This is a genomic window from Paracoccus binzhouensis (assembly GCF_016446475.1).
GTDB classification, from domain to species: domain Bacteria; phylum Pseudomonadota; class Alphaproteobacteria; order Rhodobacterales; family Rhodobacteraceae; genus Paracoccus; species Paracoccus binzhouensis.
In genome coordinates this window covers 1-25,094 of record NZ_JAEHFP010000067.1, presented here as the reverse complement: position 1 = coordinate 25,094, position 25,094 = coordinate 1, and the positions used below count along the sequence as shown (strand labels likewise).

Here is a 25,094-nt window from a genome sequence, read left to right as displayed (position 1 = left end):
GCGTGCCAAGGTCACCTCCCACGTAGAGATGATCTTGAATCACAGCCAGACGCGCAGGGGAATCCTTTTTGTCAACACAACCTAGATCAGCGATAATCGGTGAACACGGGCTGCCTTGCGGCAATGCGTTTTCGAAGCAGGCTATCTGGGCAACGATTGTCGCGGTCTTCTCGGAAAGTTCAAAGCTGTTGTTGCGGATGAAAAAGCCCCGGACCCGACCGAAGTTGAAGGTCGGGAAGAAATCCTGAAGATCGAGATTGAAGACGAACCGCCGGCGCTTGTGCCGCTGGGCATTGGTGACGATGGAGTGTTTACGCCGAAACCCGTGTGAAAGCGATCCCCTCCCACTGTCGGCGTCGATCTCATCCCTGGAGGCGTAAAGAACGTTCGCCAGTCTGCGCTGAAGCATCTTCAGCGGCTCTACGGGTGCGCAAATCTCCCGCTCGCCGCCGCTCCGCTTCGGAATCGTGAATCTCTGGTACTTTGTCTCAGGCGGGATCTTGTAGAGAATATAGGCAAGCGCGCTGGGTTTGTACCCTAATATCGCGGCCACATCATCGAGGGATTTTGCATCCTTTAGCTTCTTAAGAATCGACAATAGAAAACCCTGTAATCAAAACGGGCTTACAGGCACTCTTATGCGATCACGCGTATCGAACATCATCATCCATAACGCGCAATAAGGATCGTCGGGAAGCAGAACCCCCTGACATCATTTCATATATCGCGAAACGCGATAACAAATCTGCCTGTAAGCCCTCCTTGTGGTTGTACAAGGAACGGTCACCCCAAGCAAGAATTTCGCGCGCAAGGCGGCTGACGCATTCACCGGGTCAGGCGGGTAAGAAAGATGATGCCGTCCTCGACGCGCTTGCAGATCGTCGCATCAGCGCGAGAAGGTGGACACCCCGAGAGCGTTGAGATTGATCATGGCTGCGATGCCGATGAACAGTCCCCCAGTGCCGCAAAGGAGGTTGAGCGCAACGCCCGACTCGACGACGTTCTTCGCGACCCCATGAACGAGCGCGTAGCCCGCAATAGCAGCGGGCACCGCGAAAACAGCGAGCGCGATGAGACGCAGAACCGGGTTCTTCGCAAAGCCGAGGACAGCGATCACCAGCCCGATGGAAAGAAGCGCCGCACCGATCGCGGCAAGCCCCGACATCAGCACGCCGGCGCCGGCGCCGTAGACAAATTGGGCGGCCGAAAGGCCAACCATGAAGGGCAAGGCGTAGATCGCGAGATTGTAGGCGATGATGGTAAGCGCGATCGACAGGGAGAGAGCGAGCAGGATCAGCGTCATGGAAGCCTCCACATCAACGGTTGAGGATCACGACAGGCTGCCGGTAGATGCGCTCCGCCTGCGATTATGCTGCTTCGCCGGTTCTGCAAGGATGCTTCATCAAAGCCATCAACCTATTGCGTAGTCAAGTATTGGCGGCGGAAACAGCCGCCCGAGGCGGCGCTTTACGCGCCGCCGTCGAACTTCATGACCGGGATGCCGAGCTTGCGGGCCTTGTCGGCCAGGTTCTCCTGGATGCCTGTGCCGGGGAAGACGAGGACGCCGACCGGCAGGACATCCAGCATGGCGTCGTTGCGCTTGAAGGGTGCGGCCTTGCCGTGTTTCGTCCAGTCGGGCCGGAAGGCGACCTGTAGCACCTTTCGGGTGTCGGCCCAGCGGGAGGCGATCAGTTCGGCGCCCTTCGGCGAACCGCCGTGCAGCAGCACCATCTCCGGGTGCTTGGCATGGACCTGATCGAGCTTCGCCCAGATCAGGCGATGATCGTTGTAGTCGAGACCACCGGTCAGGGCGACCTTGGGACCGGCGGGCAGCATCACCTCGGTCTCGGCCCGGCGCTTGGCGGCAAGGAAGTCGCGGCTGTCGATCATCGCGGCGGTGAGGTTGCGATGGTTGACCATCGAGCCGGTGCGCGGCCGCCAGGCGCTGCCGGTGTGGTGCTCGAAAGCTTCTGAGGCGATATCGCGAAAGAGCTCCAGGCTGTTGCGCCGTTCGATCAGGGTTTGCCCCTCTGCTGTGAGGCGTTCGAGTTCGACCGATTTCACCTCGCTGCCGTCCTGTTCGCGCTGAAGCCGGCGCTGTGCCTGCTCGTTGTCGTCGAGATCGCGTTCTATCCGGCTGGCGGCGCGGTGAAAGAGATTGACGGTTCCCCAGAGCAGTTCTTCGAGATCGGACTCGAGGCGGGTGTCGCTGAGCGACGCGACCAGGGCGTCGAAGATGTCGGTGACGGCGGCGGCGATGGTATTGCCCTCGGGCAGCGGCCTCGGATCGGGTTCGTCCTGAAACGGGCGCCAGCCGTAGAGCTGGAGTTCGGTGAGGGCGTGATCGGTCTGGGAGGAGGTGTGGAATGGTTCATCCCCTGCATATCCGGTTTCGTTCGTCATCGGGAGCGTCCTTCGTCTGGTGACCGCGCCTATCGCGGCCTTCGCAGGCGTCGAAGCGCACGGGCGGGACGGACTGGCAGCCCTCGCGCCTCCGCGAGGGCCTTGATGGCCAAGGCCGACTATTTTGCTTCGCGATGCAAAGCGTCCGCCGGACGCGGCGGAAAATAGTCGGCCGCCGCCATTGCCTGTCCGGACCGCTTGTGTGCCGATCGCCCTCTCAGAAGGCCGTAGGTGCCGGACTCTCCGACGAAGGATGCGGCTGCTGATGGCGTGAGCACGAAACCTGCAGGGGACACAGCCTGGGCCGCGCCTCCGGGACCGGTCACATTCTCACGTCTCCATGAACCGGCGGAGGTCTTTGGGATGAAGCTGATCCTTCAGGGCGGCGCGGAGGGCATCGGCGCCGTGACGGCGCAGATCGTCATTGAAGTCACCCTCGACCGGCGTGAGCGCGATCGCTTCGATCCCGCAGCTCGCCGCTCTGGCGACAAGGCTTTCTCTGGCAACATCACCGGCTGGGTCGCGATCCCGGATGACATAGAGCCGGCGCAGGGACGGCGGGAACAGGATGGCGGCAAGGTGAGCGGCCGAAAGCGCCGCCAGCATCGGCATGTGGGGCAGAACCTGGCGGGGCGACAGCACGGTCTCGATGCCCTCGCCAACGGCGAGCACCTCGCCGGCCACGCCGAAGCGGACAGCGTGCCCGAGAAGGTCACCCATCGCCCGTCGCGGTGTCTCGACAGGCGCCTTGCCGGAGCCGTCCGGGGCGAGCCAGGTGCGGTGCGCCCCCGTCTGCCGTCCGGCGAGGTCGGTGACGGTAGCGACCATTGCCGGCCAGATCTCGGTGGGCGATTGCTCGTCGGGCCGATAATAGCAACGCGGATGGAAACGCAGACTTCCGGTTCCGTGCAAAGCCGTAATGCCGCGATTGCGGAAATACGTCTCTACGAGCGTGCCCCCGATCGGCTGCGACATAGCGAAGAGCCGCCGCGCCGCTTCAGGCGACCCCGACGAGGCCATGCGGAACGTCCTGCCGGTCGGTGTCTTCGTCGTGTCCGGCTCGGGATGCGGCAGTGAGAGGAAACGGCGCGCTTCCTCGGCCACGTCGTTGAAGTCGACCAAGCCGAGCGCCTCGCGGATCACATCGAGGAGATCGCCATATTCGGCCGTTGCGGCGTCGCTCCAATGCCCGGCAGCGCCGGGACCGGATTCCGGTCCGTTGAGCCGGACGAACATTGACCGGCCGGGCGTATTGCGAACGTCGCCTACCGTCCAGTACCGGCCCTGGCGCCGTCCGTTGGACAGATAATGGCGGCAGACCGCCTCGGCCTGCCGGCCGAGACGGATCGCCAGTTCGGAGGCGTCGTGACGGGCCATCAGGCAGCCTCCCGCTCGCCGATACGCTCGACCGGCCAGCGGTCCAGCAGTCTGGCGAGCACAGCCGGGCCGTTCGCATCGACCGGTACGAACATCCTGAGCTTCCAGGAGATGATTTCGTGGAAGAGGCCAAAGGCGGTGAGGCGCTCGCGCATCGTGTCGGTGAAACCGGAGAGTTCGATACGACTCAAACCCATGACACGCACCCGGCGAAGCTGGAGACCCTCGGCGAGATCGAGGATCGTCCGGCCTTCCATCAGCGCCGCGAAGGCATCGTCCGGCGTGATCGTTGCGATGCCGGTCGTGGTCGCATTTGCGGCCCAGGCTGGCGAGACCTTGCGACCGATGATGCGCTCGCCCGCATCGGTCTGGAGGCGATAGACGCGGGCGGACTCCTGCGGCAGCCGCTTCCAGATCGGCAGCAGCAGGCCGGTGACCATATGCAAGATGCTGTCGGAAAACTCCGGCACCTCGGCAAGTTCGGCATTCCAGGCCGACGCGAAAGCGTCCCGGTCGGCCTCGACCCAATGGGTCTCGCTCATCATCCTGACCGGGAGATTGTGCGCGTCCATCGGCCGGATCAGGCGGACCCGACGCTCGATCTCGCCATCGTCCAGCATGACGCTGGTGGTGGGGATCTGCACCGCCGCCCGGCCCGAGCGCTCGTTGATCAGGAGTTTCGCGCGCGGATCGTCGAGTTCTGCCAGGGCGGCATCGAGTGTTACCGGCAGGTTGCGCTTGCGCTCGGTGATCGTCAGCAGACTGGTCTCCGCCCCGGTGCGGGGATGGGTGTAGATCACCTGCCGGTCGGTGACGGTGAAGCTTTCGGCGCGCAGCGTCTCCAGCCCGGCGTCATAGGTGCCGGACGCGATGGCACCCTCGATGCGGGCGGTCAGAAGCTGTTCGAAAGCGGTGAACAGGATGCCCTGAAGCTCGATGGTCAGTGCCAGCAGCCGGTTTAGAAAGGTCGTGATCGCGGGCAGTTCGTCCTTGATGCCGTTCGAGTCCATCAGCTTCAGGCCTGTGGCAGCCTCGAAACGCTCCAGCGAGCAGCCCTCGACCTTGCCGCGCACGAGGAGGAGATAGAGCTGGCGCAGTGCATCGCGGGCGTAGTGCGATTCCAGATTGTCTTCGGGCCGGAACAGGCCCTGGCCGCCGGTCTGGCGCTGGCCGCGCGTGATCGCGCCCAGCGTGTCGAGGCGGCGGGCGATGGTCGATAGAAACCGCTTCTCGGCCTTCACATTGGTCGAGATCGGCCGGAACAGCGGCGGCTGCGCCTGATTGGTGCGGTGCGTCCGGCCAAGGCCCTGGATGGCAGCATCCGCCTTCCAGCCCGCCTCGAGCAGGTAATGGACACGCAGTCGGGTGTTCTTCGCCGAAAGCTCAGCGTGATACGAACGGCCCGTGCCACCCGCATCCGAAAAGACCAGAACGCGTTTGGCATCGTCCATGAAGGCTTGCGTCTCGGCCAGATTGGCTGAACCCGCACGGTTCTCCACCGCGAGGCGGTCGATCGAGACGCCATTGCCGGATTTTCGCACGATCCGGCGCGAGCGGCCCGTCACCTCGGCCACCGTGTCGGTCCCGAAATGCTGGACGATCTGGTCGAGGGCGCCGGGGATCGGCGGCAGGCTGGCGAGGCTGGCGATCATCTCGTCGCGCCGCGCCACCGCCTCGCGGCTCTCGACCGGCTGGCCGTCGCGATAGACCGGGCGTGACGACAGATTGCCCTCGCTGTCGGTGAAGGGCTCGTAGAGCTGCACCGGGAAGGAATGGGCGAGGTAGTCGAGGACATATTCGCGAGGCGACAAGTCCATTTTCAGATCGCCCCATTCCTCGGTGGGGATCTCCGCCAGCCGCCGTTCCATCAAGGCTTCGCCGGTCGAGACGATCTGGATGACCGCCGAATGGCCCGCCTCCAGATCGCTGGAGATGGACCGGATCAGTGTCGGGGTCTTCATGTTGGTGAGCAGATGGCCGAAGAAGCGCTGCTTGGCGCTCTCAAAGGCGGAGCGCGCGGCGGATTTGGCCTGCCGGTTCAGCGTGCCGGAACTGCCGGTGATGTTTGCCGCCTCCATCGCGGCGTCGAGATTGTTATGGATGATGGCGAAGGCATCGGCATAGCTGTCGTAGATGCGGACCTGTTCCGGGGTCAGATCGTGCTCGATTAGTTCGTATTCGACGCCCGAAAAGGAGAGTGAGCGGGCGGTGTAGAGACCAAGGGCGCGTAGGTCGCGGGCCAGAACCTCCATCGCCGCGACGCCACCCGCCTCGATCGCCTCGACGAACTCGGCCCTGGTCGCGAACGGGAAATCCTCGCCGCCCCAGAGGCCGAGCCGCTGGGCATAGGCGAGATTGTGCACCGTGGTCGCACCGGTGGCCGAGACATAGACCACCCGCGCATCCGGCAGGGCATGCTGGAGGCGCAGCCCGGCGCGGCCCTGCTGGCTGGCGGCCACGTCGCCGCGTTCTCCCTTGCCACCTGCGGCGTTCTGCATGCTGTGCGCCTCGTCGAAAATCACTACTCCATCGAAATCGGAGCCCAACCATTCGACGATCTGTTTGACCCGGGAAACCCTTTCTCCACGGTCGTCGGAGCGCAGCGTGGCATAGGTTAAAAATAGGACGCCTTCGTTCAGCGTGATCTTTGAGCCTTGGGGGAAACGGCCGAGAGGCGTGACCAGAAGCCGCTCCATGCCGAGGGCGCTCCAATCGCGCTGCGCATCCTCCAGGAGCTTGTCGGACTTCGAAATCCAGACCGCTTTGCGGCGGCCTTGCATCCAGTTGTCGAGAATGATTGCAGCGGATTCCCGACCCTTGCCGACGCCGGTGCCGTCACCAATCATGAAGCCCTGTCGGAAGCGGATGGCGTCTGAGGCGTCCTCCGGAGCGGCGGACAGGCTGTCGAACGTGTCATCGACCGTCCAGGTTCCGGCGAGGAAACCCGAATGGGCTTCGCCGGCATAGATCACCGTCTCCAGCTGCGCGTCGGACAGCCTGCCGAGGATGTCTTTCGGCAGTGTCGGCCGATAGCTCGGTTTCGGCGGTGCGATGCTCGCCATCGAGGCGGATTGCACGAGCTGGGTCGGATGTGCCTGCGCCCCGGCGATGCGGATGGTTTGAAGCCTGTATTCCTCATAGATCGCGTCGGAAAGACGGTCGTCCTCGGCGGGTTCCCAATCCGCGGTCTCGTAAGCGAGCGGCACGGCCTCCGGTTCGGCCGGCAGCGCGGCAGGCGCGGCGCGGGCTGCACGGTTGACATAGCCCCGCACGGTGCGGGGTGCGACAGGCCGTGCGACCGGCATGGCTACGCCGGGATCGATCGGCAGCCGGCCAGGCAGTTGATCCGTCAGCCAGCCCAGAAGTGTCGCCACCTCCGGCGCGATGCCTGGGGCGGGCGGAAACATCGCCGCTTCTTCGGCGGGCAGCTTGTCGATGACGGTGAGCCGCGTCGGGATCGTCGTGCCATGCTTGGCATAGACCGAGCCGTCGAGGGCGGCGGAGAAGACGACGCGGCCGCGCTCCTGCAGCCGGGTCCAGGCTGCCGTCCAGGCCGGATTGTCGGGCGCGAAGCTTGCGCCGGTGATGGTCACGAGCCGCCCGCCGGGGGCTAGGCGCGCCAGCGCCGAGGCGACATGGCGGAAGGTGGCATCGGCCATGCCACCCTCGACATTCGCCATGACAGAGAATGGCGGGTTCATCAGCACCACGGTCGGGATCAGGCCGGGATCGAGGTGATCGTCGATCTGGGCGGCATCGAACCGGGTGACGGAAAGGGCCGGAAAGAGGGAAGAAAGCAGGCCGGCACGGGCCTCGGCGAGTTCGTTGAGCAGAAGCGTGCCGCCGGCGATCTCGGCGAGGATGGCGAGGAGCCCGGTGCCGGCCGAAGGCTCAAGAACCCGGTCGGCGGGGGTGATCGCCGCCGCCGTTGCGGCCGCGAGGCCGAGCGGGATCGGGGTCGAATACTGCTGAAAGGTCTGCGCTTCCTCCGACCGACGTGTATGCGTCGGTAGAAGCCCGGCGATCTTTCCGAGCTGCGGCAGAATGGCCGCAGGAGACCCGGCCTTGCGGAAAAGCGGCTTTCCGTATTTGCGCAGGAACAGAACGGTCGCAGCCTCGCAGGCGTCGTAGGCGGTCTTCCAGGTCCACGCGCCGGCGGCATCGGATGCGCCGAAGGCGGCTTCCATTGCGCCGCGCAGCGTGACGGCATCGACGCGCTGGCCGCGTTCAAGATGGGGAAGCAGGAGATTAGAGGCGGCAAGGATCGCCGGCGCAACGGCAAGCGGCGCGGCCGGATCGGCCACGGGGGAAACCATGTTCATGAGAGGGAGCCTCGGGAGAGCGGGAACGGGAAAGCCCGGTCAGCGCTCTCTCAACCGCCCGGACTCGCCCCGTTCCGGCGGGCCTCTACCTCTTCGGCCAATTGGCGCGACGCTTGCGGGGATCGATCAGAACCCGCCGCAACTTGCCCACCGTAGCGACCGCGCGGAATGCTTGGAACATTACAAGAACAATTGATTTGAAGAAATGTGTACGATAGGCTGGCCGAACATCAACACGGCAGATGTAACCGGGGACCGGAGCGCCACGCGTTAATCGCGAACAACGTTGCAACCTTGCAGCGTTCGACTGTCCTGAGGCAGGGTGCAGAGACAGGTCACCCAATAGAGTGATTCAGGAGGGCGCAAATGAAAATTTCAACGGCGCGGGCAAGCTGTGAGTAGCCTCGCCTTTTCAAATAGCTACGGCCCAGCCGTGGCACCGATTTCTCCGCGCCGCGAAATGGGGGCCTATGAAGCACTCTTCCTCGAAGAGGGCGCGACGTTCAAGCGTCTCGCCGAACGCTTCGCGGCTGATCCCGAGGCGCTTCCCTCGGATTTTGTGGACCTTGGAAGGGCAGAATGGGCCGCGCAACAGGTCTTCGAGAAACTCCACAAGGTCGGCGTACCGCATTTCGGAGTCAGGTTAAACAAGGCTGGCGATTACCCGGAAAAACTGCGCGATGCGAAATATCCCATCGAAATGCTCTACTATCAGGGGGCCTGGGAACTGAGCGAAATGCGCGGCCTCGCGGTCGTGGGCAGTCGTAGGCCCAGTGAAGATGGCATTCGCCGGGCAGCACGCTTGGCACGAGAACTGGTGCAGCGGAATTTTGCGGTAGTGTCGGGGCTCGCATCCGGCATCGACACTGCGGCACATAAGGCGGCGATTGACGCAGGAGGGGTGACCATCGGAGTCATCGGGACACCGCTTGGTGAGCATTACCCGAAAGAAAATTCGGAACTCCAGGATTTTATCGCAAAAGAGCATTTGCTGATCTCGCAGATTCCAGTCCTGCGCTACGAGGTGCAGCCGTTCCAGCAAAAGCGACATTACTTCCCGGAACGGAATGCCACGATGAGCGCGTTGACCGAAGGCACTATTATCGTTGAAGCCGGCGAGACCTCGGGGACGCTGACGCAAGCACGGGCTGCGCTCTACCAGGGACGCAAACTGTTCATTCTGGAAAGCTGCTTCCAGAACCCCGCCATCACGTGGCCCGCCCGGTTCGAGGAGCAAGGCGCCATCCGTGTTAGGACACCGGACGACATATGGGAGGCGCTCAAATAGATGCGCCTGTCACAAATTGACGCCGCAAGCAGGTCGGATCACTACCACCTGACAGAAGACGACGAGTGCTTCTACTTTCTGGAATACACTTCGGGGAGAGACTACAGTTTCTCAAAAGCCAACGGCATCATCGCGAACCTGAAAAAGAAGCCAAGCAATAGAGATCGAGCCGATTACAAATATAAGCTGAAAGTTATTCAGCAGGCTTCGAATACGTTTCGGGGGGCACTCAACAGCGAGTGGCTGAACCAGGCGACCCTCGTGCCAGTGCCCGGTTCAAAGGCAGTGGGCCACCCGGACTACGACGACCGGATCGAGCAGATTTGTCGCGGAATCCGCGACGGGCTCGACGTCCGCAACCTCGTTGTCCAGCGCGAGTCGACGGTCGCTTCGCATGAGGTCGGGGCCGGTGGCCGGGTCACTGTCGACGAATTGCTCGAACTATACGAAATTCACGAAGGACTGACAGCGCCGCCCCCTACCGACATCGCGATTTTTGACGATGTTCTGACCGCAGGAACGCATTTCCGCGCAATGAAAACGGTTCTCGCAGCCCGGTTCCCCAACGCCCGGATCACGGGCATGTTCATCGCCCGAAGGGTCTTTCCACCCGACCCAGAATTGTAATCCGAATTTCATCGTCCGGAACGATTACCATTTGTTTACTCGTCAAACGAGCCGAACCGGCGTCCAGTTTCGGTGAAAGTGAAACCGTTTGCGAGGATGGTCTCGTCAACGGCTTCGTCGGACGAGAGATAGTCGTATTCGCGTTCGAGCTGGCGATAAAGCCAGCGGGCAAGATCGCGCAGCGCCTCGCTCACGATCTCCTCGGCGTCGGGCGTCATGTCCTGATATGTCGGGCTGTCGCGTTCGACGGAAATCGCCATGCAGTATTCGTGATAGTAGTGGCCGCGATGGCTGACTTCTGCGCGGAGCTGATAGAAGTTGCGCCGCTGGATCGCTTGCAGCGCATCGGCGATGCCGTGCAGGGTCGTATCCTGCGGCGCATAGGATCGGATTATGGTCGGGGCGCTCTTCCGGTAGGAGTAGAACCCCTCCCAGCACGCTCCATCGCCCTGCGACCAGAAGCCCCGGAACCAGATGCACGGCTCCTGGCGCGACCCGCGGCCCATGAGCCGGACGGTGCGGGTTTTGAGGCGGATGCCGAGGATTTCCGCGATGCGCTGGAAATCCTCATAGACAGCATCATACCAGTCATAGTCGAAGCCGCCTTCGCGATACCAGACGCGGGCTTTCTTCTTGGCGGCGTCCGAAAGCTCGCCCAGTCGATAGACAGTGGTTTCGATGATCTCAGGCATCGGGATCGCCTCCATTGAGAACCTGAGCGAGCCAGCCATCGGTATAGGTCCATGCTACCGTCTCGCCGGTGGCGAGATCGATGACATGCGCACCGCCACCGAAGCCGTCCAAACGAGGTCGCGAGCAGGTGTTGGTATATTGCATGCCCCACAATCCGGTCAGGCCGAACGCGGCAGCACAGCGCTTGACGAACTGAATCACATGCTCGGGATCGCCGGTGACGTCATCACGAATCCAGAGCTGCGTGCCACCATGCTCGGGCTGGATCGACAGAAGGAACCCGTCCGAGGCCGGGTCTTCGGCGTCGTTCTCATCCGACAGTGCGTTGTAGAGGTCGAGCGCGCGGGCGGCGTTTTCGGGGGTGCCCACATCGAGCAGGCAGGAGAAGTGCGTGAAATAGTCGGCCATGTCAGGCTCCTGAAACAGGAAAACCCGGCGCATGGCCGGGCAGTGTTTGGGGGAAACGGGTGAGAGATCAGGCGGCTTGCGGCAATCGCAGCAGCTCGGCGGCCGTCGCGCGCCAGAAGGGATCGACCAGCCGGGCCTCGAGCAGGCTGGCGCGGAAGCGGAGATCGCGGGCGGACGCCGCGTCGCTGCCCCCGGATGCTGCGAAGGCCATGCCGCGCAACCGGCTGGCCTCGGTCACGATCCGGCGGGCCTCCGCGTCGGATGCCACGGGCGGCTGCCAGAGGATGATCCCGGCGCGGGTTTCCCCGGCGAGGACCAGGCCCTGTTCGCTGTCCTGAATGAACATGAGGTGCGGGCGGAAGCGTAGCGCAGCACCGGAACCGATGCGGAAATCATCCTGTGCAACGCATTGGTTGGCGAGAATGATGGCTTCCTCGGGGGACGGGCGTTCGCCGAGGATAACCGTGCGGTCAAAAACTTCGGCATCACTGCCGACCTCATAGGTGGCGGCGCCAACACAGGAGATGCGTAGCGGCAGCCTTCGGGCGTGACGCAACCGGGGCAGTACCTGTTGCACGGCGATTTTGCCGATAGGGGCGAAGGCGGCTTGGCGGGATAGGGTCATGGAACATACTCCGTGACGGGCGGCGGAAGCCTCTCCTCCACCTCGAACCCGTCACGGCCAACCGGCCCACACTCTTACTCTCGCTTCTCGAAGGCGGATCGTCCCGGCTGTCGCCGGGTCGATCCGAAGGATCAGCACCAAGGTTCGCGCCGCCCGGTCCAGGTTCTCGCCAGCCCTTCACCGACCAGAATGTCGCCGACGTCCTGGCCCTCGACCCGGACTGCCGCCAGGGTCCGGCCATAGCGGTCGGTGCCCTGGCGCAAAATTTCGACCCGCCGACCTTCCAGGATTTCGGCCAGCCGGATTTTCGCTTGCAGAGCAAGGTCGGTTTCAAAGGCGCATCGTCCCTCCATCTCTGGAGCATCGATATTGAAGATCCGGACAGCCTCGGACGGGCGCGTTGTCCCCAGCCGGATCGAATCGCCATCCCAGACCCGGATTTCCGCCGGTTCGCAGGATGACGCGCAGAGCAGGACGGAAATGACGATATGGCTGAGCATGGCTATGGGCTTTCATAAAAATCAGGGCGAAGCGGACATAATTGCTGACGCTTTCTTCCTTAAGACGGCCGAAGCCGCAAGGCGGTTGGCCCGGTTGCACCGGGCCGTTGAGGGGAGACGCCTGCGCGCCTCAGGGCCATGGGTCGATTTCCAGCTTCACCATCTCCTCGTCGCCGTCGAACTCGTCGGCTGGCATGGCGCCGTGGGTTCCGTCCCCGGCCTGGATCACGACAATCGGGACCATCAGCGTGGTGGCGAGGCTGGCGGCGAAGGCGGTGGCATCTGCGTAGGACATAGGGCTTGGCTCCTGTCTTGGGGGCGGAGGACCATCCCCCGCGCGACAGGCGCCCGAAGTGTCTGACCGGATCTGCAATCACCCCGCGCGTTCGGGCATGTGATCCGAATCCGCGGGGCGGCACGCGCGCGTAAGCCGACCCCTTCGGGGTTGAATGCAAAGATGCGGGTCGGACCAAGGTTCGCGAATGGAAGCGGGGGTGGTGCTTTGCCCCTGACCGGAGACCACAGTTCCGTCGCGGATGCCTCGCCGTCTCAGCCATGTTGCCTGGCCGATTTCGAGGGCGTGTTTCAGGCCGGGGAGGGAACCCGTTGCTCCCCGACGAGAGCGATTGCGTATGGCGAGGCTGGAACTCGATTCATCGCTTCTGCAGCGCGAGTACCAGTAGGCCCGGTGCCAGGGCATCCCTCAGGGCCGCTCAATCCCAGAGGCTATCGGCGATCTCGCGCGCGATCATGGCGCGGGCCTTCATCATCACATCGCCGCCGGATGTGTCGATATGGCCGAAAAACCGCGCCCGGGCACCATGCGCAGTCCAGTCGGCATAGCGGCAGTATTCGCGGGCATCGAGGCGGAAGGCGCGCATGTCCTCGGCCCAATGGGGTTTGGGCTCCACCACGACGGTGATGCCATTGCGGGTCTCCTCCCAGGGAAGCGACCGTTCGTCCGGTGGATTGTCGCGATCGCTGCGGAATATCTCGTCGATGTCGATCAAACGGGTCATCGGGGGTTTCCAATGCAAAGGTCCGGCGCGTCGGCCGGGCCGGGTTGAGGGGATGGGGTTGGTCAAGCTGCCGATGGATAGGGAAGGGGATGAGATGGACCTTGTCCGTCCGGTTTACCGTCCGGTGCGGCAGCGAAGGGGTCAACCAGCTTGTGAATCGGCTGTGCGCGGCCCATCCACGGTTCGGGCCGAATGCAGCGCACCCAGTCCGCAAAGCTCGGTATGAAGCCGAAATCCTCCAGCACATGCTGTTCGCCGATCAGGCGAACGGGCACGATGCGGCCCGTCGAAATGGTGATCGTGGCGCCGAAGGTTCGCTCCAGTTCGAAAATCCCCTGGGCATGATGGCGAAGCGCCCGGTGCCGGAAATCCGCGATGATCTCCTTGGACTCATCGAACCACTGGTGAAGCGGCAGGTAGTCGTCTGCAGTGCCGCCCCATTTGTGCGCCGAGGACAGCGCGTGGTGATAACAATGTCCCATTATCGCCTCCTCAGAATGTGTGGGTGTAGTTTTCCGAAGCGGTGTAGCGCTCCTTATAGTCGAGGCTGATCGTCCGGCTGGCGGTGTCGAAGGTGATGTCGCCATAGGCACCGTCATTGTTCTCCGAGCCGCAATGGGTTTGTTCGAGAGCGGCGTATGCAAGGCTCTCGATGGCGTCGGCGATGCTGACGGTTGCGCGCTCAGGCTCGGCCTGGCCCCACGCAGCCTGCGCGATTTCGATCGTCGCCGTGGGCATGGCGATGCTGTCGTCGCCGGCCCTGGTCTCGACATCCTCGATCTGGCCGGAATCGCCATAGCCGTCGAAACTGACGACGACATGGGTGATGCCGGCATCGGTGAGCGCGTTAAACAGCGCGGTTTTGTTGCGGCTGAACAGCTCTTCTTCGAGTTGGTTCCGAAGCGCCGCGAGCCTCTCCCATTCGGAGGGCTGCGGGTCTGTGACTGGCGGGATTTGGGCATTGTCGGTCATGGGGATCTCCTGAAACGAAAGCGCCCGGCCCGCGCGGCATAGCCGCGTTGGTCTTGGGATTTTGGGGTCTGGCTGTTGGATGGTTGTCGGACGGGTGAACGGGACGGCCGGAGCCGCCCCGCCAGGACGGTCACTCTGCGGCGACGAGGTGTTCGTCTTCGCCTGTGTCGGCGAGGAACGCGGGCAGTTCTTCGTCGCCTGCCTGAGTGTCGGCCTCAGCCGGATTGCCATCGAGATTGGCGAGACGCAGCGGTTCGGGTAGCCAGCCGGTATCGGCCAGCAGACGCTCGGCCTCCCTGGCCATATCGCCCTTCTTCAGGTGGTCGATGAGCTGCGCCTTACCTTCGCCAAGCGCCTCGCGGACCGCTTCGAGGATACGGGCCTTTGTCACGCGCCCGAGATAGTTGTCGACCCTGGGACGCCAGCCGGCTTCGACCAGATCGAGGCCCGTGGCGCGGGTCAGGCGGTCGGCCTCGCGCAGGCGCTGATCCAGACCGTGCTGGCTGATACCCATGGCGCTGTAGGGGTTCGGACGTTCATAGAGCGCATTGACCCCGAAGCTGACGCAATGGGCGAGCAACGCCAGCCGGCTGGTCTCGTCGAGCTTGTCGAGCCAGTCCCAGAGCGCATCGTCATCCTCGCCAAGCGGCAAGTCTGCCTTCCACGCCTTGTGGCGTTCATCGACCGATTTCGCGGACGGACTGTCGCCGAGGTCGGAACTCTGCATGGGGAGATGGATTTCCCGCACCATTGCATCCAGCGAGGTGCCCGATGCGCGAATGCCGAAGCAGTCGCGGACCAGCTTGTGCAGGAGCGCGGTCATGGCGACATGGGGATTGCCTGCCACCGCGTCGCGCAGCGCCAAGGTCCGATGCGCGGTGAGTTCGGTGATCAGACGTTCGGGCAGCGGCTTGATCGCGTCGCTGTCGTCCTCATCATCCGGCTCGGTGGACTGGCCGCCCACGGTGATGACGGTCCGCTGCACGCCGGGCGTGTCAGCATCGCCCGATGCCGCTTCGGTTTCCGCGCCATCGCCGCCTTCCAATTCCACAGGCGTCTCATCTTCGGGACGAACATAGCCGCGCTCGACCAGCAGAGAGCCATCGGCGCCGATGCTAAGGAAGACGCCGGCCTGGGCGATCTCCTGCGGATTATAGGTCATGGGACGGTGTTCGAAGGCGTTGAGCGCCGCTTCGATCTCGCCCAGACGGCGGTCAATCTCGTCGGGCAGTTCGTCTGCCTCGGCATATTCGGATTCGAGCCGGTCGAATTCTTCGCGCAGCGCCTCGCGAGCGGTCCGCTCCTCATCGGTCAGGTCGACAGGCGTGCCCACCAACTCGCGCAGCCCGTGATCATGGCCATAGGGGAAGCTGACCGCGACTTCGATCCACTTCCAGCCTTCCTCGGCGATCTCGCCAGCGGCGCCCTTCAGCTTGTCGGACACGAGACGGTCGAGAAGCACCGGGTCCTGCAGCCAGCCGCCATCGTCGGACTGGAAGAGGTCGCGCATGATAGTGCCGCCAGCCTCTTCATAGGCTTCGATGCCAACGAAGACGGCGCGCTTGTCGGAGGCGCGCACGGCGTCCTCTGTCAGCATGCGCCGGATCTGGTAAGGCTCCTTCGACCAGGAATTGCGAACGGCCTCCCAGACCTGTTCCTGCCGCGCATGATCGTCGCTGACGGTGAAGGCCATGAGCTGCTCGAGCGTCATGCCGTCCTCGGCATAGATGTCGAGCAATGCGGGCGAGACCGAAACGAGCTTCAATCTCTGCTTCACCACCTTCACGTCCATGAAGAAAGCCGCGGCGATCTCTTCTTCGCTCATGCCCTTGTCGCGCAAGGCCTGGAATGCGCGGAACTGGTCGAGCGGGTGGAGCGGGGCGCGCTCGATATTCTCGGCGAGCGACACCTCGTCGATGAGGATATCGCCACCGGCCTCAGATACGACGCAGGGCACCGGCGCGGTCTTGTTGAGGCGCTTCTGCTTCACCAGCATTTCCAGCGCGCGGTAGCGGCGCCCGCCGGCGGGCACCTCGAACATGCCGGTCTCCTGACCGTCGGCATCGACTACCGGCCGGACATGCAGGCTCTGGATGAGGCCGCGCCGGACGATGGACTCGGCAAGCGCTTCGATCGAGACGCCGGCCTTGACGCGCCGGACATTGGACTGGCTGAGCAACAGCTTGTTGAAGGGAATGTCGCGCGAGGACGACAGGGTGATTTTCTGGGTGACGGTAGCCATCGGAATCATCTCCGCGACGGGCGCCGAAAGCCTCTCTCTCGGCTGAAAACCCGTCACGAAGCGAAGCGCCGCCCTCTTCCTCTAAAAGAGAGCAGCGCAGGATCGCAGAGCCGGAAAACCGGGAATCAGGATTTGCGGGTTTCCGTCTCGGCGTGTTTTCGGTCCGGCACCTCGCCGCCGAAGGAACGGGCGTGGAGGATCCGCTCGGCCGCGCGAATGCTGCCGGCCTGGCGCGCCGCCTCGGCCCAGACCGAGATCGGGAAATCCCCGGTGAAGAGCAGATCCCGCTCGATTCCCATGCCGAAGGGCAGCCGGATCGCTTCCATCTCCCTAAGGCTCCAGCTCCCGAGTTCGGGATGGCCAAGATCGGCAAGGCCGAACATGATGTCGCCGTCCTCGTCCAGTTCGGTCGCGAGTCAGACACCTTCGCCGAAGGGGTTGAAGAACTTGACCACCGGGACGTGATCGGCATCGCGTTGGCGGCCATTGGCGAGAAGGGTTGCGTGCAATTCGTCGGTGAGGAGGATCATGCCGCTGCCCTCCTATCGGTCGAATCGAGCGTATCCCGGTCGATGTCATCGTCAGGCAGATGGGCCAGGAGCCAATCGGCGGCCTTGCTGGCCTGGCTGGCGGCGCGGACGATGACACGATTGTCCGCACGCATTGTATCGATCCACGCACCGATATAATCCGCATGCCGCACTGTGGGCACGATGCCAAGGGACGCGCAGCAGAAGGCGCTCGCCAGTTCGGCAACAACTTCCTCGACGAAATATGTCTTCGTTCCGAACGATCCACTCTGATCCCGTGCGAGGCGAGACGGGTGGCCTGAAGCATGTGACATTTCGTGCAGGGCCGTCCGGTGCCAGTTAATGGGCTCGAAGAACGCCTGCGGCGGCGGGACCATCACATAGTCATGCGCGGGCACATAGAAGGCGCGGTCGCCGCCGATGCGGAAATCGATGCCGGTGGCTTCGATCAGTGCCTCGACCTTCGGCTCGATCAGGTCGAGTTCGGGCGGGGGAGCAGTCGTCACGATTTCTTCCGGGAGGTTCTCGCATTGCGCGGAATTGAAGACCGTGAAGCGTTTGAGGAATGGTATAGCCTGAGCTTCCTCGCCGGTCTCACGGGCGCGTTGCCTCTCATCCTCGGGGGTGAAGCGATCGGCATAGACGACGGTCGTGCCGCGCTCGCCCTTGCGCACATTGCCGCCGAGCGACAGGGCCTGGCGGAAAGTCAGCCAGCTCTGGCCCGGAAAGCCGTGCTCGATTACGGCCCCCCAGAGGATCAGCACATTGATCCCGGAATATTGCCGACCGGTCGCGGCATTCTTCGGCATGGCGAGCGGCGCCTTGGCCGCCGATGTGCCCCAGGGCTGGACCCAAGGCACGCGGCCACCCTCCAGTTCGGCGATGATCTTGTTGGTGATTTCGTCATAGAGGCTTGCCCGGCCTGAGCCGGCGCGAGTGCTGTGGTCATGTCTCGACATCGCGGTTCTCCGCGACGGGCGCCGGAGGCCTTTCCTCCGGTCCTCATCCCGTCACGGCAAACCGATCCGCACTCTTACTCTCAAAGGGGGCGTTGCGGGGGAATCCCCCGCTAGAAGGGGTCGGCCGAGACGACAGGCTCGGCCGCAGGGGAAGGCTTTCCCCTCCATCATTCCCAAGCTTCTCAGGTGCTTGCGATCACGTTCAGCCGCGCGGCTTAGCCTTCCCCCGGGGTCGGGAGTTCTCAGTGTATCTGCACGTTGGAAACTGGTTGCATCCTCGAAAAGACGAACCGGTCCTGGTACGCTTTTGGACCACCTGGCCCACTTTGCAGTCAGGGCATTGGTTTTCCACCGGCGAACCGTCAATGGTTTCAAAGAGGACGTCATCTCCGGCGATCTGGCAAAGCTCGCGGATATAGCGGGACGATTGGCGATGGTGAGTGAGCAGATAGACCCCTCTACTTGCGCGTGTTAGTGCGACATAGAACAGCCGCCGTTCCTCGGCATAGTCGAAGGCCTCGGGGCGGGGAATGACGAGGTTGAGCAACTCATCGTCCTCGATCTGGCTGGGCACGCCATAGTCTCCTTCACTGACATCAAGAAGAACTGTGTAATCGGCTTCGAGACCCTTGGCCCGGTGAAAGGACATGCCCGCGACCTCGATGTTTTCGAAATTCGGTGGCTTGCCAGCGAAGGGATCAAGCCGATTGTAGCGCCAAAGAGCAAGCACCTTGAGCTTGGTGCCGGGCTCGGTCCGCCATTGCTCGGCAATGTTTCCCAGAGCTGTATCGAGCCTTTCGAGCACGGCGTAGCATGCTTGGGTGTAGTCAGGTTTGGTGTCGTTGTCGCCAACTGGTATGACGCGAATTGAGCGCGGAATCGCGGCCCGGCTCGAGCGCACCGATTTTTTGAGCTGGGCGGGGTTGCGCTGCACGAAGCTCGCTGCCGTTTCGGCGATTAATTGATTGCAGCGATAGGTTTGCTCGAGCCGTCCGGTCCAGCATTCACCGAAGTGGTCGTGAAACTGGGTGAAAAGGCTAATGTCAGATCCGGCAAAACGGTAGATCGACTGCCAATCGTCCCCGACTGCGAACACTTTGCACGATGGCCGTTGCTGTCTGAGAGCCTTGATAAGGTTGGCCCGCGGTTCGGAGATATCCTGAAACTCGTCGACCAGGATCAGCGAGTAGGGGCTTTGATATTGGCCGGTCTCGATCATTTTGATGGCGTCGGCGATCATTGAGTCAAAGTCGATCTCTTTGGCTTCATCCAGTCTTCTGGAATAATCCTGTGAGATCGCCCATGACCTGCCACTGAGTTTTTCCTCCACCTGGAGTTAGAGTCCGGCCCTTGATCGAAGGACGGACAGATGAAGCGGAAGCGATTTACGGAAGAGCAGATCATCGGGGTTCTGCGCGAGCACGAGGCGGGTGCGAAGGCTGGCGATCTGGCCCGCAAGCACGGGATCTCCGAGGCGACGCTGTATAACTGGAAGGCGAAGTATGGCGGCATGGACGTGTCCGACGCCAAACGCCTGAAGGCCCTTGAAGACGAGAATGCGAGGCTGAAGAACCTGCTCGCCGACCAGATGCTGGAAGTCTCGGCCCTTCGCGAGCTTCTGTCAAAAAATGGTAGGGCCCGCCGCCAAGCGCGAAGCCGTCGCGCATCTGCAGGCCGTCATGGGTCTGTCGGAGCGTCGGGCCTGTTCCATCGTCGGTGCCGATCGCAAGATGATCCGCTACCGGTCGAGGCGTCCGCCGGAGACCGAACTGCGCGGCCGGCTGCGCGATCTCGCCAATGAGCGCCGGCGTTTCGGCTATCGGCGCCTGTTCATCCTGCTGCGGCGGGAGGGCGAGCCATCTGGCGTCAACCGCATCTACCGGCTCTACCGCGAGGAAGGGCTGACAGTGCGCAAGCGCCGGGCTCGGCGACGCGCGGTGGGCACGCGGGCGCCTATCCTGGTCGAGGCAAGGGCAAACGCACGCTGGTCGCTCGACTTCGTGCACGACCAGTTCGCCTGCGGACGGCGGTTCCGCGTGCTCAACATCGTCGATGACGTGACCCGCGAATGCCTGGCCGCGATCCCCGACACGTCGATCTCCGGCCGCCGCGTTGCTCGCGAACTGACGGATCTGATCACCCGGCGCGGCAAGCCGGACATGATCGTCTCCGACCACGGCACGGAGTTCACCTCGAACGCCATCCTCGCCTGGTCGAAGGATCATCGCGTCGAATGGCACTACATCGCGCCGGGCAAGCCGATGCAGAATGGCTATGTCGAGAGCTTCAACGGCCGGATGCGCGACGAACTCCTGAACGAGAGCCTATTCTTCGGCCTCGACCACGCCCGCAGCGCCATCGCCGAATGGCGCCAGGACTTCAACACCGCGAGACCCCATTCCTCGCTCGGATACCAGACCCCGGCGGCCTTCGCCGGAACCCTCGCCGCAACCGGCTCCGACGCTTCGCTCGATAGGGGCTTCGCGTCTCCACCGGTTGCTCTAACCGCGCCCTACGGCGTAACAGAAACGGCCCAGACTCTAGTCGCCACTGGATGAAAGTTCAGTGGCAGGTCACGCGGGCCGCAACCGGCAGGCCAATATCCGCATCCTCTCGGCCGCCCGGCTCGAACAACAGATCGGCGCGGACGGTGCGACCTGGCTCGACCGGCGGCTGGTGACGCCCGACGCTTCCGACCTTGCGCACATCGGCTTCGGCCAGCAGGTCCGCGACGCGATGGACCGGCGCCGCGAGCATCACATCGACCGGGGCGACGCGGCCCACCAGCCCGACGGCGGCATAGTCTATCGGCGCAACCTTCTCGCCACGCTGCGCGAACGCGAGATTGCCCGCGTCGGCGGCGAGTTGGCCGCGACCAAGGGCCTGCCGTTCCGCGCCGCCGCCGATGGCGAAACCGTCACTGGCAAGTTCACCGGAACCGTCCAACTAACGAGCGGCAAGTTCGCCCTGGTCGAGCAGAGCCACGAGTTCACAATGGTCCCGTGGCGTTCCGTCATCGACCGACAGCTTGGCCGTGAGGTCAGCGGCGTCGTTCGGGGCGGATCGGTGTCGTGGCAGTTGGGGCGGCAACGGGGATTGGGTTTATGATGGTTTGTTGGCACGCTCGCTTCCTATGAACGCTCTATGGTGCACATGTCTTTAATGCAATGCACTATCCGCCGCTTCCCATTAGTTTCAATGCACCCTATAACAGCGCAAGAGTCACATTGTAAACGGCACCCCAATGGCAGAGCGGAAATATGGCGAGGCAGCGCCAAGAACTACCAACACTATCTCTGGCGCTGACTGGTATGGACAGGAGTTGAACCGTCGACAATACCAAAGTACGTTGTTTGTTGATCTTGATCTTACAGATGCGAAGAATGTTGGAACGATCTTTAATGAATGCACGTTTCGCCGGGCACGATTCAGTTCATCAACTCATCACAGCGCTGCTTTTCTAAATTGCACTTTTATTTCTTGCAGCTTCTTCGATAGCAAATTTACTGAATGTAAACTTATGGGAAGCATGTTCGACGGGTGCCAGCTCGACGGAATGCAAGTGGTTGATGGAGATTGGTCTTTTGTCGGTCTCCCTGGAGCCGATCTGCGAAGGACATCCTTCAAAGGAACGAGGTTGCGAGAAGCAGACTTGACAGGAGCGCGTTGTCAGGGTGGATCAATCTGCGATGTCGATCTGTCTGGTGCGTGGCTACATAGCGCGGACTTTTCGCGTTGTGATCTACGAGGGAGTGATTTGAGCGCAATTGAGCCGGAAAATGTCCGGCTCAAGGACGCTATAATCACCATTGACCAGACAATAGTGATTGCCGAAGCTCTGGGGTTCGACGTACGTAGAAAATAACGCGGTACAATGCCTGGTCTGCAGTATTCATTATCAGTTCTTGACTATCAAAACTGACTTTCCCGCCACTGCTCCCAGTTTGATTGCATTTAATATCTCAGAGGTCTGGCTCCAGCTGGCTTCTCTGGAAACATCGATAGTTAGAACGTTTTTGGTCACGAGATCGACAAGATGGCTAAGGTCTAAGTAATCATCCCCGCCAACTTCATTATAGACGAAGTGCTTTATGGTGAAACTCGAGCGATCAGGGAAGAAGCTGAAAAAGTCGATACTGGCTGCCTGCCCACTGGCGGCACCGAACCACATAACCAAGCCCTTGTGTGACAGTTTCAGGAGGGCCTGAGTTAAAGTATCTCCACCAATCGATTCGAGAATTACGTCAAACGGTTCTGATACATCATCGAGCGAATGGATGACTCTGGCCCCGCGTGCCTCAATGCTGTCTGTCTTCTCGATGGGTCGAGCCAGAGCTGTTACTGTTGCGCCGATATTCAACGCGAGTTGGACAGCCAAATGACCTACGCCGCCCGTTGCCCCGGTGATTAAGACACGATGCCCTCGACGAATGCCGGCTTCTCTTACCAAGCGCAAGGCAACCAGGCCAGCTAAGGGGAGTGCTGCCGCTACGGGATTGCTGATTTCAGCGGGGAGCGTGACCGCCTGCCGCGCGTGTGCGACTGCAAATTCCGCGCCGCCACCGCCATGGGGCGCATGAACCATGACCCTGTCCCCTCGTGCGGGGCCTGTCCCATCGCGCGCCGGTTCAGTAACGCGTCCAACGAAGTCGATCCCAACGCGCCACTGCGAGCCAGGTGCGGCGAGCCACAGGAAGTCGGGCCGATTAAGTGAGAATGCCTCCACCTCTACCAGAATTTCGTGTTCAGATGGTGAGGGCACAGCCACCTCTCCCATTTCTACTAAACGGTCAATGTTTCCAGTCGCGATCAATGCACGCATGTTGGTCTCCTTTGGTTATATCACTTTCTGTAAGAGAGCATGTTTCTGATGGAAAGAAGGCACTTCACGGTGCTATTGTTTCTTTATGGATACCAAGCGAACAGTCAGAAATACGGCCACCGTCGACGACAGCAAGGATCGGGCTCTTACGCGAGAGATGATCGATCGGATCGGCGATAAATGGACCTTGCTCATCATTGCGGCCCTCGGCGAGAGGGACCACATGCGGTTCACCGAATTGCGTGATGGAATCGTGGGAATTAGTCAGAAGATGCTCACCAAGACGTTGCGACAGTTGGAACGAGACGGCTTACTCAACCGTAAGGTTTATCCAGTGGTCCCACCGCGGGTCGAGTATCGGTTAACCCCGCTCGGTCATAGTCTGTTGGCCTTGGTAAGCGGCATCTGCTCGTGGGTAAGCGCGCATCTTCCTGAAATAGAAGATGCGCGACAAGCGTTCGATTCCGGGGAGTAATGTCGCCGCCCGCATCTTCTGGCGCCAACAGATTTAGCCAATGCCCCAAAGAAGTTTTGATATCGGGCCTGCCAGGGCGGGAGCCGCAGCCAGAACTTCCGTGTCGCCGAATGCCAATTCCGATGGTACAGAATTTGCCACGTAGGCGCCGGCCTCGCGTGCCAGAAGTGCGCCGGCGAGCCAATCGTTCACATCGCCGTCAAGTGACCAATAGGCGTCAAGACGCCCGGCAGCAACATAGGCTAGTTGCAGAGACGACGAGGCCATGATCCGCAAAGAGAAAACTTCCGGGACAATTTTCGTGATCGAAGCGATTGTCGCATCTGTCGCTTCCTTTCCGTCGAACGCAAAAGACGGCATCGTGGTGGAAACAACGGCACCATCCAGCGCTGTTCTATTCGAGGCTGAAAGCCGCCGCTCTCCCGAGAATGCGCCTGCGCCAGCTGTCGCAGTAAACATTTCTCCAGCGGCTGGATCGTAAACGAGCGCAGCGATCGTGCGGCCATTCTCAACCAGTGCGAGCGATGAGGACCACAGCGGAAGCCCCTGGAGAAAATGATATGCGCCGTCTATGGGATCATAGACCCAGTTGAAACCTTCGGTTGCGTGCTCGCTCCCTCCTTCTTCTCTTTCACTATGCGCCCAGCGAACAAGCGGATAGGCATGGGCGAGTGCCGATTCCAGTGAGTGGCGTGCCCAGTGATTCGCGTCTTGCACACGCTCGATCATCCCACGAGCATCGCTCGTGCATCCTCCGGCACGGGAGGCGAGTTGATCCGTGATACCTCGCAAACAACTGCCGCAATAATCCATGTCCAAGCGCATGGGTTTTCCTTTCTTTATTGATGGCGCCGGACAACTACTTGCTTGAGGCCGCAACAGCATGATACTGCGATTTGGGCAATAAATACGCATATCGGGCCATGGAATCGGACGCTTCACGCCTCATTCAAGGCAGTCTCTTTGCGCTGCGCGAACAATCTCATGCATCTGGCATATCGATGCCGCAGCACCGGCATCCCGAAGGCCAGCTATATGCCGTTGCGCGCGGGTTGATTGTAGTTTCGACCCACCGAGGAAAATGGATGATGTCCCCTGGCCAGATAGGCTGGATTCCCCCGAATATAAGCCATGGTGCCTGCATCCATGGTGCAATGTCGGGCTGGACTGGATACTTGCATCCTACACTGTGTGGCAGCTTGCCCATGCAGCCGGCGGTATTCAAGCAGACCGCATTATCGAAAGCTGTCTTCGGCAAATTTCTCCGAAGCGAGGTTCCTGCTGTTCACGGAGATCGCGAACAGCGGCTGATTGGGGTTTTAATTGATGAGATCGCGACATTAGTGCCGGAGCCGATGTATTTGCCGATGCCTACGACAGAGAAGCTTGCGGCAATCTGCCAGGAAATTGCTGCTACCCTATCGACAAAACGATCACTTGATGAAATCGCGCGGCGCGTTGGAATGTCGCGGCGGGCGTTGACGCGCCAGTTTCGCGCGGAAACGGGACTGTCGATCATTGAATGGCGGGATGCTGCTAGGACTCAGCGCGGGATGGAAATGCTGATAGCAGGAAGGACTGTTACCGAAACGGCTTTCGCCTTGGGCTATGACGGTGCGAGCAAGTTTATAACGTCCTTCAAGCGAGCATTCGGTTCAACGCCAAAACAGTTCGTAATGAGCAACCGGCAATCGTCATTTTAGCTATTCACATAAACTTTTAGCCCATCGGCAAGACAATTAAATCCGCTTTCGTCGTTTTTCAAGAGCAGGCATGTTTGTCCGTGCGCAGAAATGAATGAACCCGGCTTCGTCGTTTCGATATTCGGGTAT

The 25,094-nt window shown here is 61.7% G+C and carries 25 protein-coding genes and 1 pseudogene; 7 read left to right on the top strand and 19 right to left on the bottom strand.

Going from position 1 to position 25,094, the window contains the following annotated elements; genetic code table 11:
• The 5 genes from I9P22_RS15190 to I9P22_RS15170 form a co-directional block, all read right to left on the bottom strand.
• Positions 1–598: reverse transcriptase domain-containing protein (locus I9P22_RS15190; protein WP_199260368.1), on the bottom strand; the 598-nt coding region annotated here is incomplete at its 3' end.
• Positions 599–886: 288 nt separating this feature from the next.
• Complete coding sequence (locus I9P22_RS15185) at positions 887–1,303, bottom strand: hypothetical protein (RefSeq protein WP_199260366.1); 417 nt, start codon at positions 1,301–1,303, stop codon at positions 887–889.
• A 164-nt stretch (positions 1,304–1,467) separates the two neighbouring features.
• On the bottom strand, positions 1,468–2,403 hold the full coding sequence (locus I9P22_RS15180) for a DUF2493 domain-containing protein (RefSeq protein WP_199260364.1): 936 nt from the start codon (positions 2,401–2,403) through the stop codon (positions 1,468–1,470).
• A gap of 330 nt (positions 2,404–2,733) precedes the next feature.
• A complete protein-coding gene (locus I9P22_RS15175; RefSeq protein ID WP_199260363.1) occupies positions 2,734–3,780 on the bottom strand; it encodes a DUF7146 domain-containing protein in 1,047 nt (348 codons plus the stop codon).
• Positions 3,780–8,102, bottom strand: a complete 4,323-nt coding sequence (locus I9P22_RS15170; RefSeq protein WP_199260361.1) for a strawberry notch family protein — start codon at positions 8,100–8,102, stop codon at positions 3,780–3,782. The genes I9P22_RS15175 and I9P22_RS15170 overlap by 1 nt, the downstream gene beginning before the upstream one ends.
• Positions 8,103–8,535: 433 nt before the next feature.
• Here I9P22_RS15170 and I9P22_RS15165 point away from each other — a divergent pair, with 433 nt between their 5' ends.
• Positions 8,536–9,390 carry a DNA-processing protein DprA gene (locus tag I9P22_RS15165; protein ID WP_199260359.1) on the top strand — a complete coding sequence of 285 codons (855 nt, stop codon included), beginning with the start codon at positions 8,536–8,538 and terminating at the stop codon, positions 9,388–9,390.
• Positions 9,391–10,017, top strand: coding sequence for a hypothetical protein (locus tag I9P22_RS15160; protein WP_199260357.1), 627 nt, complete (start codon positions 9,391–9,393; stop codon positions 10,015–10,017). It begins immediately after the preceding gene.
• Between the two features lie 35 nt (positions 10,018–10,052).
• On the opposite strand, the gene I9P22_RS15155 is transcribed toward I9P22_RS15160, so the two are convergent.
• From I9P22_RS15155 to I9P22_RS24965, 12 genes and pseudogenes are all read right to left on the bottom strand, one after another.
• Positions 10,053–10,709, bottom strand: a complete 657-nt coding sequence (locus I9P22_RS15155; RefSeq protein ID WP_199260355.1) for an antitoxin of toxin-antitoxin stability system — start codon at positions 10,707–10,709, stop codon at positions 10,053–10,055.
• Positions 10,702–11,118, bottom strand: coding sequence for a hypothetical protein (locus tag I9P22_RS15150; protein ID WP_199260353.1), 417 nt, complete (start codon positions 11,116–11,118; stop codon positions 10,702–10,704). Before I9P22_RS15150 ends, I9P22_RS15155 begins: the two co-directional genes overlap by 8 nt.
• A gap of 67 nt (positions 11,119–11,185) precedes the next feature.
• Entirely contained in the window at positions 11,186–11,743 is a 558-nt protein-coding gene (locus tag I9P22_RS15145) for a hypothetical protein (protein ID WP_199260351.1), read from the bottom strand.
• A gap of 131 nt (positions 11,744–11,874) precedes the next feature.
• A complete protein-coding gene (locus I9P22_RS15140) occupies positions 11,875–12,243 on the bottom strand; it encodes a thermonuclease family protein (protein WP_199260350.1) in 369 nt (122 codons plus the stop codon).
• Between the two features lie 130 nt (positions 12,244–12,373).
• A complete protein-coding gene (locus I9P22_RS15135) occupies positions 12,374–12,538 on the bottom strand; it encodes a hypothetical protein (protein WP_199260348.1) in 165 nt (54 codons plus the stop codon).
• A gap of 418 nt (positions 12,539–12,956) precedes the next feature.
• Positions 12,957–13,262 (bottom strand): hypothetical protein, encoded by a 306-nt coding sequence (locus I9P22_RS15130; RefSeq protein ID WP_199260346.1) that lies wholly within the window; start codon positions 13,260–13,262, stop codon positions 12,957–12,959.
• Positions 13,263–13,324: 62 nt separating this feature from the next.
• Positions 13,325–13,744 (bottom strand): DUF6915 family protein, encoded by a 420-nt coding sequence (locus I9P22_RS15125; RefSeq protein WP_199260344.1) that lies wholly within the window; start codon positions 13,742–13,744, stop codon positions 13,325–13,327.
• Positions 13,745–13,754: 10 nt separating this feature from the next.
• Complete coding sequence (locus I9P22_RS15120; protein ID WP_199260342.1) at positions 13,755–14,234, bottom strand: DUF6878 family protein; 480 nt, start codon at positions 14,232–14,234, stop codon at positions 13,755–13,757.
• 130 nt (positions 14,235–14,364) lie between these two features.
• Entirely contained in the window at positions 14,365–16,476 is a 2,112-nt protein-coding gene (locus I9P22_RS15115; protein WP_199260340.1) for a ParB/RepB/Spo0J family partition protein, read from the bottom strand.
• A 125-nt stretch (positions 16,477–16,601) separates the two neighbouring features.
• A pseudogene (locus I9P22_RS15110) lies at positions 16,602–17,006 on the bottom strand (DUF2958 domain-containing protein).
• Positions 17,003–17,965, bottom strand: a complete 963-nt coding sequence (locus I9P22_RS15105) for an ArdC family protein (protein ID WP_199260338.1) — start codon at positions 17,963–17,965, stop codon at positions 17,003–17,005. The pseudogene I9P22_RS15110 and the gene I9P22_RS15105 overlap by 4 nt, the downstream one beginning before the upstream one ends.
• Positions 17,966–18,167: 202 nt before the next feature.
• A complete protein-coding gene (locus I9P22_RS24965; protein WP_332909037.1) occupies positions 18,168–19,295 on the bottom strand; it encodes a UvrD-helicase domain-containing protein in 1,128 nt (375 codons plus the stop codon).
• Positions 19,296–19,334: 39 nt separating this feature from the next.
• Between I9P22_RS24965 and I9P22_RS15095 the strand changes: the two genes are divergently transcribed.
• From I9P22_RS15095 to I9P22_RS15085, 3 genes are all read left to right on the top strand, one after another.
• Positions 19,335–20,523, top strand: a protein-coding gene (locus tag I9P22_RS15095) for an IS3 family transposase (RefSeq protein WP_199260336.1) whose coding sequence is annotated in 2 segments (ribosomal slippage) — positions 19,335–19,591 and positions 19,590–20,523 — 1,191 coding nt in all. Because the reading frame shifts where the segments join, the coding sequence is not laid out codon by codon here.
• Positions 20,524–20,530: 7 nt separating this feature from the next.
• Positions 20,531–21,073, top strand: a complete 543-nt coding sequence (locus I9P22_RS15090; RefSeq protein WP_332909036.1) for a DUF3363 domain-containing protein — start codon at positions 20,531–20,533, stop codon at positions 21,071–21,073.
• Between the two features lie 136 nt (positions 21,074–21,209).
• Positions 21,210–21,830: a pentapeptide repeat-containing protein gene (locus I9P22_RS15085; RefSeq protein ID WP_082737186.1), complete on the top strand. Its 621-nt coding sequence runs from the start codon at positions 21,210–21,212 to the stop codon at positions 21,828–21,830.
• A 33-nt stretch (positions 21,831–21,863) separates the two neighbouring features.
• Here I9P22_RS15085 and I9P22_RS15080 read toward each other — a convergent pair whose 3' ends face one another.
• Positions 21,864–22,787 carry a zinc-binding dehydrogenase gene (locus I9P22_RS15080; protein WP_082737185.1) on the bottom strand — a complete coding sequence of 308 codons (924 nt, stop codon included), beginning with the start codon at positions 22,785–22,787 and terminating at the stop codon, positions 21,864–21,866.
• An 85-nt stretch (positions 22,788–22,872) separates the two neighbouring features.
• Between I9P22_RS15080 and I9P22_RS15075 the strand changes: the two genes are divergently transcribed.
• On the top strand, positions 22,873–23,262 hold the full coding sequence (locus tag I9P22_RS15075; protein ID WP_067182935.1) for a winged helix-turn-helix transcriptional regulator: 390 nt from the start codon (positions 22,873–22,875) through the stop codon (positions 23,260–23,262).
• Positions 23,263–23,295: 33 nt separating this feature from the next.
• Here I9P22_RS15075 and I9P22_RS15070 read toward each other — a convergent pair whose 3' ends face one another.
• Positions 23,296–24,087, bottom strand: coding sequence for an inositol monophosphatase family protein (locus tag I9P22_RS15070; protein ID WP_164477464.1), 792 nt, complete (start codon positions 24,085–24,087; stop codon positions 23,296–23,298).
• A gap of 98 nt (positions 24,088–24,185) precedes the next feature.
• On the opposite strand from I9P22_RS15070, the gene I9P22_RS15065 reads away from it, so the two are divergent.
• The gene (locus I9P22_RS15065; protein ID WP_199260335.1) at positions 24,186–24,965 is read left to right on the top strand and encodes a helix-turn-helix domain-containing protein; all 780 of its coding nucleotides are present in this window, start codon (positions 24,186–24,188) and stop codon (positions 24,963–24,965) included.
• Positions 24,966–25,094 lie beyond the last annotated feature (129 nt).

Excerpts from the sequence above, each read along its gene's own strand:
- I9P22_RS15185 (WP_199260366.1), bottom strand. The coding sequence starts at position 1,303 with ATGACGCTGATCCTGCTCGCTCTCTCCCTGTCGATCGCGCTTACCATC.
- I9P22_RS15180 (WP_199260364.1), bottom strand. The coding sequence starts at position 2,403 with ATGACGAACGAAACCGGATATGCAGGGGATGAACCATTCCACACCTCC.
- I9P22_RS15175 (WP_199260363.1), bottom strand. The coding sequence starts at position 3,780 with ATGGCCCGTCACGACGCCTCCGAACTGGCGATCCGTCTCGGCCGGCAG.
- I9P22_RS15170 (WP_199260361.1), bottom strand. The coding sequence starts at position 8,102 with ATGAACATGGTTTCCCCCGTGGCCGATCCGGCCGCGCCGCTTGCCGTT.
- I9P22_RS15160 (WP_199260357.1), top strand. The coding sequence starts at position 9,391 with ATGCGCCTGTCACAAATTGACGCCGCAAGCAGGTCGGATCACTACCAC.
- I9P22_RS15155 (WP_199260355.1), bottom strand. The coding sequence starts at position 10,709 with ATGCCTGAGATCATCGAAACCACTGTCTATCGACTGGGCGAGCTTTCG.
- I9P22_RS15150 (WP_199260353.1), bottom strand. The coding sequence starts at position 11,118 with ATGGCCGACTATTTCACGCACTTCTCCTGCCTGCTCGATGTGGGCACC.
- I9P22_RS15145 (WP_199260351.1), bottom strand. The coding sequence starts at position 11,743 with ATGACCCTATCCCGCCAAGCCGCCTTCGCCCCTATCGGCAAAATCGCC.
- I9P22_RS15140 (WP_199260350.1), bottom strand. The coding sequence starts at position 12,243 with ATGCTCAGCCATATCGTCATTTCCGTCCTGCTCTGCGCGTCATCCTGC.
- I9P22_RS15135 (WP_199260348.1), bottom strand. The coding sequence starts at position 12,538 with ATGTCCTACGCAGATGCCACCGCCTTCGCCGCCAGCCTCGCCACCACG.
- I9P22_RS15130 (WP_199260346.1), bottom strand. The coding sequence starts at position 13,262 with ATGACCCGTTTGATCGACATCGACGAGATATTCCGCAGCGATCGCGAC.
- I9P22_RS15125 (WP_199260344.1), bottom strand. The coding sequence starts at position 13,744 with ATGGGACATTGTTATCACCACGCGCTGTCCTCGGCGCACAAATGGGGC.
- I9P22_RS15120 (WP_199260342.1), bottom strand. The coding sequence starts at position 14,234 with ATGACCGACAATGCCCAAATCCCGCCAGTCACAGACCCGCAGCCCTCC.
- I9P22_RS15115 (WP_199260340.1), bottom strand. The coding sequence starts at position 16,476 with ATGGCTACCGTCACCCAGAAAATCACCCTGTCGTCCTCGCGCGACATT.
- I9P22_RS15105 (WP_199260338.1), bottom strand. The coding sequence starts at position 17,965 with ATGTCGAGACATGACCACAGCACTCGCGCCGGCTCAGGCCGGGCAAGC.
- I9P22_RS15085 (WP_082737186.1), top strand. The coding sequence starts at position 21,210 with ATGGCAGAGCGGAAATATGGCGAGGCAGCGCCAAGAACTACCAACACT.
- I9P22_RS15080 (WP_082737185.1), bottom strand. The coding sequence starts at position 22,787 with ATGCGTGCATTGATCGCGACTGGAAACATTGACCGTTTAGTAGAAATG.
- I9P22_RS15075 (WP_067182935.1), top strand. The coding sequence starts at position 22,873 with ATGGATACCAAGCGAACAGTCAGAAATACGGCCACCGTCGACGACAGC.
- I9P22_RS15070 (WP_164477464.1), bottom strand. The coding sequence starts at position 24,087 with ATGCGCTTGGACATGGATTATTGCGGCAGTTGTTTGCGAGGTATCACG.
- I9P22_RS15065 (WP_199260335.1), top strand. The coding sequence starts at position 24,186 with ATGGAATCGGACGCTTCACGCCTCATTCAAGGCAGTCTCTTTGCGCTG.